The 13,000-nt window shown below is 68.9% G+C and carries 10 protein-coding genes and 1 pseudogene; 5 read left to right on the top strand and 6 right to left on the bottom strand.

Going from position 1 to position 13,000, the window contains the following annotated elements:
• Window positions 1-69: 69 nt before the first annotated feature.
• Window positions 70-3,168: a Tn3 family transposase gene (locus tag BM199_RS31270; protein ID WP_091679433.1), complete on the top strand. Its 3,099-nt coding sequence runs from the start codon at window positions 70-72 to the stop codon at window positions 3,166-3,168.
• 201 nt (window positions 3,169-3,369) lie between these two features.
• On the opposite strand, the gene BM199_RS31265 is transcribed toward BM199_RS31270, so the two are convergent.
• A complete protein-coding gene (locus BM199_RS31265; protein ID WP_091679431.1) occupies window positions 3,370-4,242 on the bottom strand; it encodes a DUF4241 domain-containing protein in 873 nt (290 codons plus the stop codon).
• A 523-nt stretch (window positions 4,243-4,765) separates the two neighbouring features.
• On the opposite strand from BM199_RS31265, the gene BM199_RS31260 reads away from it, so the two are divergent.
• Window positions 4,766-5,971: an IS110 family RNA-guided transposase gene (locus tag BM199_RS31260; RefSeq protein WP_091679428.1), complete on the top strand. Its 1,206-nt coding sequence runs from the start codon at window positions 4,766-4,768 to the stop codon at window positions 5,969-5,971.
• Window positions 5,972-6,025: 54 nt separating this feature from the next.
• Window positions 6,026-6,898 (top strand): recombinase family protein, encoded by an 873-nt coding sequence (locus BM199_RS31255; RefSeq protein ID WP_091679426.1) that lies wholly within the window; start codon window positions 6,026-6,028, stop codon window positions 6,896-6,898.
• Window positions 6,899-7,171: 273 nt separating this feature from the next.
• Here the strand turns inward: BM199_RS31255 and BM199_RS33585 are convergent, their stop codons facing one another.
• Window positions 7,172-7,375 carry a hypothetical protein gene (locus tag BM199_RS33585; protein ID WP_143101977.1) on the bottom strand — a complete coding sequence of 68 codons (204 nt, stop codon included), beginning with the start codon at window positions 7,373-7,375 and terminating at the stop codon, window positions 7,172-7,174.
• 3 nt (window positions 7,376-7,378) lie between these two features.
• On the opposite strand from BM199_RS33585, the gene BM199_RS31250 reads away from it, so the two are divergent.
• Window positions 7,379-8,224 (top strand): hypothetical protein, encoded by an 846-nt coding sequence (locus tag BM199_RS31250; protein ID WP_091679423.1) that lies wholly within the window; start codon window positions 7,379-7,381, stop codon window positions 8,222-8,224.
• A 206-nt stretch (window positions 8,225-8,430) separates the two neighbouring features.
• Here the strand turns inward: BM199_RS31250 and BM199_RS35295 are convergent, their stop codons facing one another.
• From BM199_RS35295 to BM199_RS31230, 4 genes and pseudogenes are all read right to left on the bottom strand, one after another.
• The gene (locus tag BM199_RS35295; protein ID WP_091679421.1) at window positions 8,431-8,670 is read right to left on the bottom strand and encodes a hypothetical protein; all 240 of its coding nucleotides are present in this window, start codon (window positions 8,668-8,670) and stop codon (window positions 8,431-8,433) included.
• A 49-nt stretch (window positions 8,671-8,719) separates the two neighbouring features.
• Window positions 8,720-8,860, bottom strand: a pseudogene (locus BM199_RS35290) (hypothetical protein); the annotation flags it as partial.
• A 162-nt stretch (window positions 8,861-9,022) separates the two neighbouring features.
• A complete protein-coding gene (gene mgtA, locus BM199_RS31235; RefSeq protein ID WP_245788968.1) occupies window positions 9,023-11,677 on the bottom strand; it encodes a magnesium-translocating P-type ATPase in 2,655 nt (884 codons plus the stop codon).
• 31 nt (window positions 11,678-11,708) lie between these two features.
• The gene (locus BM199_RS31230) at window positions 11,709-12,644 is read right to left on the bottom strand and encodes a CorA family divalent cation transporter (protein ID WP_091679418.1); all 936 of its coding nucleotides are present in this window, start codon (window positions 12,642-12,644) and stop codon (window positions 11,709-11,711) included.
• Window positions 12,645-12,715: 71 nt separating this feature from the next.
• Here BM199_RS31230 and BM199_RS31225 point away from each other — a divergent pair.
• Window positions 12,716-13,000 (top strand): transposase (locus BM199_RS31225; protein WP_425425623.1); only part of this gene is annotated, 285 nt, incomplete at its 3' end.

The following is a 13,000-nucleotide window of genomic DNA, read 5'->3' as shown; positions in this document are numbered from 1 at the left end:
GACGTGGGTGCGGCGGGTGTTGGTTAGGGTGCGCTGGGTTACGTCCGCTGGCTGGGCCTGGGGTGCTGGGTGGCTTCGATCGATCGGACCGCCTATCCTCGGTTCAAGCGGGTGGTGTCGGTCCGTGAGCTGGCGGAGGCGTTCACGCCGGTCGCCGGCGAGATTGAGTGGGCTCGGGGGCGGAGTCAGGGCGAGCCGAACTTCCTGGCGTTGGTGGTGCTGCTGAAGTGCTACCAGCGGCTGGGGCATTTCCCGAAGCTGGCTGACGTGCCGGTGGTGGTGATCAACCATGTCCGGGCCGCGCTGGGCCTGGCCGAGGACGTCCTGGCGGTGCACGAGTCGGATCGGACGTTGTGTCGCCACCGTGACTACGTCCGTGACCGACTGAATGTGGTCTACAAGCCCGCCGAGGCACGCGCGATCGCCGAGAAAGCGATCCGCAAGGCGGTCACCACGAAGGACAACCCGGCCGACCTGATCAACGTCGCGCTGGAGGAGCTGGTCCGGGCACGGCGCGAGCTGCCGGGGTTCACCACGCTGGACAAGATGGTCTCCGCGAGCCGCACCGAGACGAACACCGCGTTGTTCGGGCTGGTCGCGACCCGGCTGGACGCGGCGGACCGGCGGCGGCTCGCGCGGCTGCTGTGGCTGGACCCGACATCGCGGCGCAGCGAGTTTGACCGGCTGAAGACGCCGGCGAAGGCGGCGTCGGTGGGAAAGTTCAAGCTTCGCCTGGCCCACCTGCAAGCGCTGGACGAGCTCGGCGCGACCGAGCAGTGGCTCGACGGCATCCCGGCGACGAAGATCGCGCATTTCGCCGGGGAGGCGCGGGTGACCGACGTCGGCGACATGCGGGATATCGGCGAGGCGAAGCGGTGGACGTTGCTGGCGAGCCTGATCCACGAGTGCCGGACCACGGCCCGGGACGAGGTCGCGACGATGTTCTGCAAGCGGATGGCGGTGATCCACAAGAAGGGCAAGGAGCGGCTGGTCGAGCTGCATGAGCAGCACCGCGCCGAGTCCGAGCGGCTGCTGGACGTGTTCGGTGATGTCCTGGCCGGCGCCCGGGAGGCCACCGCACCAGACAACGACGGCGCGACCGCGCCGGAACCCGCGGCCGCGGTGGCCGAGCGGGCCGGGCGGCTGCTGCTCAAGACGCTGGCCGACGCGGGCGGGGTGGAGCAGCTCTCGGCAGCGCATGAGGTGGTGTCGGCGCACCACGGCAACAACTACCTGCCGTTGCTGGAGAAGTTCTACAAGAGCCACCGCTCGGCGCTGTTCACCCTGCTCGACACCCTCGACCTGGAGCCGACCAGCGCGGATCACAGCGTGGCCGACGCGGTGGAGTTCCTGCGCGCGATCCGGGGCCGCACCGGCGAGTACGTCCCGGAGAAGGTGACCGTCGGGCGTGGGGCGGACGCGGTGACGGTGGCGATCGACATCGACTTCGTCACTGAGGCGTGGCGCAAGATCCTGGTGGTGAAGGACCGGCCGGGCAAGCTGGTGCGCCGTCACCTGGAGGTGTGCGTGTTCTCCTACCTCGCCTCCGAGCTGCGCTCCGGGGACATCGCGGTGGTCGGCGCCGACTCCTACGCCAACCTGCACGCGCAGCTGATGTCCTGGGATGAGTGCGTCCCGCTGGCCGAGCAGTTCTGCGGCCAGGCCGGGATTCCCTCGGACCCGAAGGAGCTCACGGCGCACTACCGGGCGGCGCTGACCGATATCGCCGCGGTGGTGGACGCCGGGTTCCCGCACAACACCGACCTGTCCTTCGAGGACGGCCGCCCGGTCCTGCGGCGCCGCAAGGGTGCCGACCGGCGCCCGTCCGCGCTGGCGCTGGAGGAGTCGATTCACCAGCGGCTGCCCGAACGCGGGCTGCTGGACATCCTGGCCCGCACCGCGCACCTGGTCGGCTGGCCGCGGCACTTCGGGCCGGCGTCGGGATCGGACCCGAAGATCCGCGACGCGATGGCCCGCTACGTCCTGACCGTGTTCGCCAACGGCACGCTTCTCGGCCCCGCGCAGGTCGCGCGGCACATGCGTGACCAGGTCAGCGCGCACGAGCTGTCGATCGCGGCGAACAAGCACACCACTTGCGCCAAGATCGACGCCGCGTCCACCGACGTGATCAACGAGTTCGCGAAGCTCGACGTCGCCGGGATGTGGGGCGACGGCCGGGTGGTCGCGGTGGACGGCACGCAGGTGGACACGTGGGAGAACAACATCCTCGCCGAGTCCCACATCCGCTACGGCGGCTACGGCGGGATCGCCTACCGGCACATCTCCGACACCTACATCGCCCTGTTCTCCCACTTCATCCCGTGCGGGGTGTGGGCGGCCGTCTATATCATCGAAGGGTTGCTGCGCAACGACTCGGAGATCCAGCCCGACACGATCCACGCCGACACCCAAGGCCAGTCCCTGCCTGTTTTCGGGCTCGCCGCGCTGCTCGGCTTCGACCTGCTCCCGCGCATCCGCAACTGGGCGGATCTGAACTTCTACCGGCCCAGCGCGGACACCGGGTTCGCGCACATCGACTCGCTGTTCGGCGACAACGTGATCGACTGGGGCCTGATCGAGACGCATTGGACGGACCTGCTGCGCACCGCGATCTCGATCAGCGAGGGCCGGTTGTCGTCGATGACGCTGCTGCGCCGGCTGGGCAACAACTCGCGGAAGAACCGCCTGTACCGGGCGTTCCGGGAGCTGGGCCGGGTCATCCGCACGATCACGCTGCTGCGGTTCCTCGCGGACGCGCAGTTGCGGGAGCAGATCACCGCGATCACCAACAAGGCCGAGGCGTTCCACGGGTTCTCCGCGTGGCTGCGTTTCGGCGGGGAGGCGGTCGGGCGTAACGACCCGGACTACCAGGAAAAGATCATCAAGTTCAACGAGCTGCTCGCGAACTGCGTGATCTACTCCAACGCCTGCGACATCACCGCCGCGGCGAACGCGCTGGCCTCCGACGGGCACCCGATCGACACCGACGATCTGGCCACGATCTCCCCGTACATCACCCACACCATCCGCCGCTTCGGGGACTGGGTGCTCGATCTGTCGCCGCCTGACGCGGTGCCGGTCACTACGCTGGACCTGGTGCCGGGGGCGCTGTTCCCCGGCGACGCCACCGCGCCGCGCCGGACAAGGGCGCGCGTCACCGCGAAGTAAGGGATCCTGATGACCACCCGTTGGGTCCGCTACGTCGTTCCGGTCATGGTCGAGATCGACTGCGACAACGACTCCATCGCGGGCTGCGCGCAACCCCAATCGCCGGGAAGCGCCCCCTGGGGGAAACTGCCTCGCGCGCGACGCGCATGCGTCTCGCCACTTAGGGCGCGATCCGACGCCCCAACCCCGCACGACGAGGTTTCACGTTTCATCGCTGCTCGGGGAGCGGCGTGCCCGGATGTTCGGAGTCGCCGGACTGGCGATCCCGGTGGGGGGCCGCACTGGAGACCGTTGCACTGGAGACAGTGGCTGTGGCCTGGCCGCATATGGCGGGCGTGGTGGCGTGGTCGAGTCCTCCGGGACGCTTATCGGACCGTTGCCTGAGGGTGGCTCGTCATTCTCGCTATCGCCATCCCCGGTCAGGATGCAAAAGTCGGTGAGGAAGCAAGCGACCTCGCCGTCGGCGGTGCGCCCAACCCAGGTTGGATAGTGCCCGTCTCCGCTACCAGAGGGAAACGCCACCGCAAGGGGCCGGTCCCCGTCGTCGGCCAGTGTGGCGGGCGCGGTGCGGTCGGTCTCGCCGAGGATGTGGATGTCCAGGTTAGATAGCAGCTGGTTGCTGTAGTCGTCGTTCTCGCGCAGCGCCGCGATGTTCGCCGCGTCCACGAAGCCGCCGGCGCCGCCGACGACCGGATAGCCGAAGTACTCGTCGTCGCCCAGTTCGGCGGCATCCTGGCCCGCGCACGTCGCCATCTCCCAGGAGGCGGCTGGCTCGTCCCGGATCATCAGCCGGGCCGCCGCGACCCACTCCTGCGCATCCTGCTCGTCCGGTTCGCCGAACACGGCGAGCACCAGCACCACCGGATACCGGCCCGGTGGCACCTGTTGGACAAACCTGTCCTCGGAGCCGGACATCGACAAGAACATGGCCGGCTCGCCGGCGACGACCCGCCCGGACGGCAGCCACAGCGAGGCGTCCTGCCGCAGCCGGACGGTGGCGACATCGCCGCGGGACAGTGTGTGATGCGTTCCTGGGGCGAACAGCCATTCGAAATCGGGTGCGGACACCGGCATAACTGCTCCTTCGACGAGTTTCTTCACTGTCCACCGGCGCCGAAGACGGATGACACCTTGGCGACACCTGATGAAGCGATCGTAGCCACCTCTTCTCCCCGGCCTAGCCATGTCCACCGGCAAATGTCCTAACGGATCCGATCGGATACCTGGAAGGGCACCGGTGTCAGGCTTCGCGCGGCAAGGGACCTGTAGTTTCTCTCATAAATGAACAGTTGTGACAGTTCTGCGAACAGCCCGATCCGCCCCGAAGATCCGCAGGTCGCGATTCGCACAAAACCTCTCAGAACCCCCCCGTTACCTTTTTCGTAGCTCCTGATCAAGGAGTCGTGGTCGCCAGGTCCGGCATGACTGACGCCCCCAGTCGAGCGCATGATCCGGGGGGTGGTGTCACCGGACCTGGTGGCATCGAGGGACCGCTGATAGGGACACGGCCGCCCGCCGGGCAGGTCTCGTCGTAACGTGGGTGCCGGCCGTCGATGCCCGACCGGCGACCACCCGCGACGAACGAACGGCAGGACGGATGACCAGCGGTTACCAGGTGTTCCTCGGCCTGGACGTCGGCAAGGGCGAACACCACGCCGTCGGCCTGGACCCGGCGGGCAAGCGGCTTCACGACGCGCCGCTGCCCAACAGCGAACCGAAGCTGCGGGCGCTGTTCGACAAGCTCGCCGCGCACGGGCCGTTGCTGGTGGTGGTCGATCAACCGGCGACGATCGGCGCGCTGCCGGTCGCGGTGGCCCGCGCGGCCGGCCACCGGGTGGCCTACCTGCCCGGCCTGGCCATGCGACGCATCGCCGACCTCTACCCCGGCCGCGCGAAAACCGACGCCCGGGACGCGTTCGTCATCGCCGACGCCGCCCGCTCGCTGCCGCACACGCTGCGCCCGGTCGACGTCGGCGACGACGCCCTGGCCGAGCTGGACGTGCTGGTCGGGTTCGACGACGACCTGGCCGGTGAGGCCACCCGGATCGGCAACCGCATCCGCGGCCTGCTCACCGGCGTCCACCCCGCCCTGGAACGCGCGATCGGCCCGAGGATCAGTCACCCGGCGGTGCTGGAGATCCTGTCCCGCTGCGGCGGCCCGACCGGCATCCGCGCCGCCGGCCGCCGCAAGCTCACCGCGATCGCCACCGCGCACGCGCCCCGCATGGGCGACAAACTCGTCACCGCGATCCTGGCCGCGCTGGACGAGCAGACCGTCGTCGTCCCGGGCACAACGGCGGCCGACACCGTCCTGCCCCGTCTGGCCGACAGCCTGAAAACCGTTCTCCAGCAACGCAAACAGGTCGCCACCGAGGTCGAAGGGATACTCGATGCGCACCCTCTTGCCGGGGTCCTGACCTCCATGCCCGGCGTCGGGGTCAGGACCGCAGCCCGCATCCTGCTGGAGATCGGCGACGCCACGGCGTTCAAGTCCTCCGGCCACCTGGCCGCCTACGCCGGCATCGCCCCGGTCACCCGCAGCTCGGGCTCCTCCATCAAGGGCGAGCACCCGGCCCGCACCGGCAACCGCAAACTCAAGCGGGCGTTCTTCCTCGCCGCGTTCGCAGCCTTGTCCGACCCCACCAGCAGGGCCTATTACCAGCGAAAACGCGATGAAGGGAAGAAGCACAACGCCGCGCTGATCTGCCTGGCGCGGCGCCGCTGCGACGTCCTGTTCGCCATGCTCCGCAACAAGACCTACTACCGGCACCCCGAGACCACTCCTGCCCCGGCTGCGGCTTGACAACCACATAGGGACACCCCCCCGGTTTTGACAGAGTTCTGAGAGACTGGAGGTATGCAACTCGGACCCGACGACGCAGCGGCCGCGGTCGAACGCCACCCCTGCCCGCAATGCGACGTCCCCGCCGGCAGCGCCTGCCGCACCCGCGCCGGGAAGACCGCCGCGAAGTACCACACCGCGCGCTTCATCCTCGTGCCCGCGCTACGCGACGAACTCACCGTACCCGTCCCGGCCGATCGCGGGCCCGGCAAGAAGTGGACGCAGTGCCCCGAGGTCGCCGCGCCGGCGCCTGAGACGAACGGGGCGCCGATCCGGATCGGCTACGCTCGCTGCTCGACGGCCACCCAGGAGTTGCAAAGCCAGCTCGACGCGCTCGCGGCCGCGCACTGCACGCGGGTGTTCTCCGAGAAGATCAGCACCCGCATCAAGATCCGCCCCGAGCTGGAGAAGGCACTCACCCTCGCCCACGAGATCAAGATCGCGGCACCGGACCAGCCGGTGATCCTGACCGTGCACGAGATGAAACGCCTTGCCCGCAACGCCGCCGAGCTGATGACGCTGTCCGCCCAGCTGCAAGGTGGCGGGGTGCAGCTGGAGCTGCTGAGTGGGCCGCTGACCGGCATCTACGACCCACACGGTATGGGATCGATGCTCTTCGCCGTGCTCGCCGTCGCCGCCCAGCTCGACCGCGACTACATCCGCGAAAAGACCCTCGAAGGCCAGCAGGCCGCCGCCGCACGCGGCAACCACGGCGGCCGACCCAAGGTGATCGACGAAGACGACGTGCTCTTCGCCCGCGCCCTGCGCGACAAGGGCACCCCGATGCCCGACATCGTCAAGAAGCTGACCATCAAGACCGGCAAGAACGCCGGCCGGCACCCCTCAGTTGCCTCGCTCTACCGCGCCCTCGCCGACAACGACGCCTGACCAGGCACTACCCGACTACTTGGCAGGTTTCTCCCGTATCCCGGCGGTCCCCCTCCTACCGCTGCCCGACCTGTGGGGCCATGGGCCGTCTGCTGCGCGGGCACTGCGTATCCTGCATCGCGCGTCGGGACTTGGTCGAGCTGTTCACCCAGCCCGACGGGCAACCGGCCGCCTGGTTGGCGCCGCTGGCCGAGCTGCTGGAGAGCTACGACAACCCGTACTCGCTGTGCCTGTATCTGCGCCGGCCCGGCGGACAACTCATCCGCCGCATGGTCACCGGCGAACTGGCTTGCTCGCACGAGGCACTCGACGAGCTCCGGCAGACCACCGCGGTCCAGCACCTGCGCGGTACTCGCCGAGATCCTCGAACCCCGCGAGGAAGAACTCGCCCAGCTCACCCGCGACGTCCAGACCCTGCTGGCCCGAGTAACCGTCCAGCAGGACAAGACCATCCTGGCTCGCTACGTCCGGTGGCACCTGATGCCCCTGGCCCACCAGCGCGCCGAGCGGGATTCCGGCTTCACGCGCTACCAGCGCGAACACCTCCGGCGGAAGCTCGACGCCGCCCGCCTGTTGCTGAGCTACCTCCGCGCCCGCGGCATCAGCCTGGCCGCCCTCACCCAACCCGTGATGGACCGCTGGCTGATCCGCAACCGGCCCCGCCAGCGTTACGCGCGCCCGTTCCTGCTGTGGGCCGCAACCAACGGCCTCGCCCCCGCCCACGTCGCGATCGGCACCTCGGCCCACACCGGCAACCGGGAGATCATGAGCGACACCGACCGAGTCCTGCTCGCCGTCAAGCTGGAGACCGACGACACCCAGGCGCTGACCGATCGTGCCGCCGGCTGCCTGGTCCTGCAATACGGGCAAAGCTGCTGGCGACTGGTCAACCTCACCACCGACGACGTCCTCGCCCACCCGGACGAGCCCGGCGTCCTCGGCCTGCAACTCGGCCGCGACCCCTTGTGGCTACGCCCCCGGCTGTCCGTACTCCTGCAGCAGCTCGTCAACAACCGCCGCCCGCTCGCGGGCGCGCTGCGGCACCGCCCGACTCCCTACCTGTTCCCAGGGCTGCGCCCCGACCGGCCGATGACGTCGGCCACCCTCCAGGCCCGGCTGCGCAAGCTGGGCGTCCCCAGCGCCCGCACCGCCCGCAACGGCGCCTGGATGTCACTGGTTGGTTCCGTCCACTGGAAGATGCTCGCCGACCTGCTCGGTGTGGCCGACACCACCGCCAGCGCCTGGCACCGGGAGAACGGCGGCGACCGCGCCAGCTACGTCGCCAGCCGCCTTCGCCAGGGACAACGAAGCGTCGCACCCGAGTAACCGTGGCGCCATGTGTGTCCACTATGTGTCCACGTCGCGTCACCGGGTGAAGTCGCTGAGCTTCGTGTCCTTGCTCATGAGGAGATCGATGGGTGGAGGCCAGCGGCGGGATCGGCGGTGATCTGGTCGGTGTCGGTGTCGTAGTCGAACAGTTCGGCGTAGCGGCCCCAGGCGATGGCGGGGTGTCGAGTTGCTGCTGGGCGTTTTCAGCGGAGAAGGGGCGGCGGGATACCGCCGGTGAATAGCCGGGGAAGATTCCCCGCAGGATGAGTTTCCGCCACCACAGCGGCGGCTTCGCGTAGGTCGCTGGGGATCGCGCTGGCCTCGGCGATGACGTTGAACAGGATGTACCACTGGGCGCCCAGCGACATGAGCAGGATGCCGCCCCAGTTCAGCGCCCCCGCCGAGGCTGAGCACCACAGCGTGGCGGCGGTGTCCAAGCCCACGCACGCTCAGCCCGTCCCGCAGGATCACCCCAGCACCCAGGAACCCCCGATGCCGGAGACGATCTGGGCGGCACCCCGCGTGGGATCGGCAGAGCTGGCGCCGCTGACATCCCCGAAGCCGTAGGCGGACAGCAGCACGAACAGCGTGGCACCCCACAGCAACCAGGGCATTGGTCCGCAGCCCCACCATCCGGGCCCGATACTGCCGCTCGAAACCGATCAGCGCGCCCAACCCGACGCCAGCGCCGACACGCAGCGCCATCTCGACGGTGCCCGAGTCATCTTCCGCTCGCGTCGTCATGATCAGCCCCTGGCCGCCCCGCCCGAACGCCGCCACCGCAGCCGATGCGGCTCACAACCACGCTCGCCCGCCACGCAGGTACCTCGCCTTGACGACCTGGGCCGCCACGACATAGCTGAACAAGATCGCCAGCAGCCAGGGGAAGTAGCCCAGCGGCAGCGCCGCCATCCGCAGCGCGCCCGCAAGCTGCGACCACGGCAGCAGCAGGCCAACGAGTACCACCGCTACTGCGGCGGCCAGCACCGGCCGAGACGGTGCGCCGCACGGCGTCCAGACCTGCATCCCGGTCTGGCGGGTGCGCAGCACGAGCACGATCAGGACCTGCGAGAGCAGTCCCTCGATGAACCAACCTGCCTGGAACATCGCCTGCTCGGCGGGGCTGTCGATGTCCAGCAGCCACCACAGCACGGCGAACGTGGCCAGGTCGAACAGCGAACTCAGCGGGCCGAAGGTGAGCATGAATCGGGTCAGGCCGCCGGTGTCCCACCGCCGTGGCCGGCGCAGATAGTCCTGGTCGACGCGGTCCCAGGGCAGCGCCAGTTGCGCCGCGTCGTAGAGCAGGTTCTGCACCATGAGCTGGATGGGCAGCATCGGCAGGAACGGTAGCGTCGCGCTGGCCACCAGGACACTGAGCACGTTGCCCAGGTTCGAACTCGCGGTGATCTTGACGTACTTCATGGTGTTGCCCAGCGTGCGGCGACCCTCCACCATCGCGCGGGCCAGCACCGTGAGGTCCTTGTCCAGCAGGATCAGATCGGCGGCGTCCTTGGCGACATCGGTGGCGGTGTCCGCAGCGATCCCCACATCCGCCGTCCGCAACGCCACTGTGTCGTTGACCCCGTCCCCGACGAACCCAACCGCGTGCCCGGCGTCCCGCAGCGCGGTCACGATCCGCGCCTTGTGTACCGGATTGACCTGGGCGAAGACCGTCGTGCGCGCCACGAGCCGACGCAGCTGCGCGTCGTCGGCATCCTCAACCTGCGTCCCCAGCACGATCTCGCCCACGGGGATGCCGACCTGGGCTGCCACCTGCGCTGCGACGTGCCGGTTGTCACCGGTGAGGATCTTGACCGTGACTCCGTGGTCGGCCAGGGTCCGCGCCGCGTCGGCCGCGCTGTCGCGCACCGGGTCGACGAACCCGACAAACCCGACAAGGACAAGGTCGTGCTCGTCACCCTCGTCGTAGCCGCTCAGCCGGGCGGGATACTCGCAGGCGGCGACGGCCAAGATCCGCATGCCGTGATCAGCGTAAGCGCGCACGACCTCGCCAGCCTCGCGGCGATCTGCTTCGCTGAGCTCGACTACCTCGCCGGCCCGCCGTGCGTGGGTGCAGCGGGGCAGGATCTGGTCGGGGTCGCCCTTGGTGATCAGGATGTGCTCGCCGGGCTGCTGTCGCACCACCACCGTGGCGCGCCGCCGGGTGTGGTCGAAGGGGATCTCGTCGATCTTGGTGAACGCCGCGTCGGTGACCAGCGGCGCGTCGTCGGTGGCGAGCTGGTCGATGATGGCTTCGTCGAGCCGGTTGTGCGGGCAGGTCTGGAAATGCACGGCCAGGTAGGCGTACTCGGCGGCCTCGCCGTCCGGCCGTCCGGCCGGGTCGATACTGTGCGCGTAGGCCACCCGGTCCTGGGTGAGTGTGCCGGTCTTGTCCACGCACAGCACGTCCATGCCCGCCAGGTCTTGGATGGCGTTGAGCCGGGTGATGACCACCTGCTGGCGGGAAAGGTGCACCGCGCCGCGGGCCAGGTTGGCGGCGACGATCACGGGCAGCATTTCCGGGGTCAAGCCGACCGCGACCGCGACCGCGAACAGCGCGGCCTGCGCCCAGTCGCCGGTGACGGTGCCGTTGACCGCCAGCACGATCGGCGCCATCACCAGCATGAACCGCACCAGCGTCCAGCCCACGGCGCGCACGCCGCGGTCGAAGCTGCTCTCAGGGCGGGCGTGCCGGGCCTGCTCGGCCATCGTCCCCAAGTAGGTGCGCGGCCCCGTGGTGATCACCACCGCGGTCGCGGTGCCGCTCAGGATCGACGTGCCGGCGAAGCACACCGACGACAGGTCCGCGATCTCGCCACCGGTCCGGCCGCGGGGTTGCCGATCGGGCACAGGCGATGGTGGCCCCTTGCGCACCGGCAGGGTCTCCCCGGACAGCGCGGACTGGTCGACCAGCAGCGCGTTGGCCGCCACCACCCGCGCATCGGCCGGCACCAGATCCCCCGTCGCCAACACGATCACGTCACCCGGTACCAGGTCCTCTGGCGGCACCTCCCGCTCGGTCGGGGCGAGCCCGTCACCGGGCCGCCTGCGCACCGTAGTCGTCGTGGTCACCAGCGCCCGCAGGCCGCGTAACGCCTGATCGGACCGAACCTGCTGCCACCACCGCAGCACCACACTGAGCAGCACCATCACGCTCACGGTGACCGCACCACGCAGATCCCCGAGAACGGTGAACACCACGCCCAGCCCGGTCAGCAAGGCCACGAACGGGCTAGCCACCGCGGACCGCGCCCGCCCCACCCACACCGACCCTTCGTGCCGCTGCAGCCGATTGTCGGCGCACACGGCCGACCGGTGGGTTGCCTCCTGCTCGGTCAGCCCTTTCGGGGAGCTGGACAACCGCTGAAACAGCGTGATCGGGGCCGCTGTCGCCAGCTCCCGCAGCTCCGGGTCAACCCAGGACACCACGCCGTTCGCCACCCGGTTCACAACCCATCTCCAGGCGACTGAGGCGTCGTGATCACCGGAGCCAGCCCTTCCGCTTGATGTAGGCCAGCGGAATCAACGCCGCCACGAGGGTTAACAGCGTGGTCACCAGGAAGCCGTGCTCCCATTCCAGTTCCGGCATCCAGGTGAAGTTCATGCCGTAGAACGTCGCGATCAGCGTCGGAGGCAGGAACACCGCGGTGATGATGGTGAACACCTTGACGATCTGGTTCTGCTTCACATCCAGCGACGTCATAATGGACTGCTGCAGATAACGCACCTTGTCGTGCTCGAAACTCGCGTGTTCCTTCACCCCGTCGATGTCGGCGATCAGGATGTCGATCAGCTTGCCCAGCTCCACCTCGCTCGCCGCGGTCTCGGCACGCAGGTACCGGGCGGCACGGGCCAGCAGCAATTGCGACTCCTGGGAGCGGGACACGATCTCCTCGGCCTCGTTCATTCGAGCGATGGTGTCCTGCATGTCCATCACCCCGATGTCCCGCCCGTTCTCGTCCACCCCCTTCGTGGCCATGTCGATCTCGTCGGTCATCGCCTCCAGGGCGTCGCTGGCGTAGTCGATCACCCGCTCGGCGGCCTCGTTCAGCGCGTACAGCAGCGCATACATCACCCCGTGCGGCGACCCGGCCAGGTGCGGCGTGCGCCGCATCCGCGCAACGGCCTTGTCGAACGGCGCGAACCTGACTTCTGGTTGCAAGGTGACGAGCACGTCGTGGCCGAGCGCGAACACGACCGCCTCGCGGCTGATCGTGTCCCCGGTGCGCAGGTTGACGACCACGGGCAGATAAACGAAGTCGTCGGTCTCCCACACCCGACCGTTGGCCGCCGCGAAATCCACCCCCAGTCCCTCGATCCGCTCGGCAGCCACCTGCGGATCACCGGCCGGAACCTGGACCCAACGACGACGCAGATCGACCGGGTCGAACCGAGTCCGTTCAGTCCGAGTTTCCATGACGTCTCCTAATACTGCAACGGCAGTTGGTCGTCGTGTGGTAGATCATCGTTGTGGTGGTCGATGTGGTGATGGGGCAGCTGGATCGGGTTCATGATCGGATCGCGGGACGGTTCAGGCGGTCGGAGCCGCGGGGCCGGGCTCGGGAGTATGTGTCCGGGCTGGTCGCGGGGTTGGAGCGGAAGAACGGCTGGACACTGGCGGAGCAGTCCGGTGAGGTGTCTCCGGATGGGATGCAGCGGTTGTTGCGCTGGGCGGACTGGGACATCGACGGGGTGCGTGACGACGTGCGGGACTACGTGGTCGAGCATCTCGGCGAGCCGGGCGGCGTGCTGATCGTGGACGACACCGGGTTC

Origin of the sequence: Amycolatopsis marina (assembly GCF_900111885.1) — a bacterium.
Lineage (GTDB): Bacteria > Actinomycetota > Actinomycetes > Mycobacteriales > Pseudonocardiaceae > Amycolatopsis > Amycolatopsis marina.
This window is presented reverse-complemented; position numbering and strand designations above follow the sequence as displayed.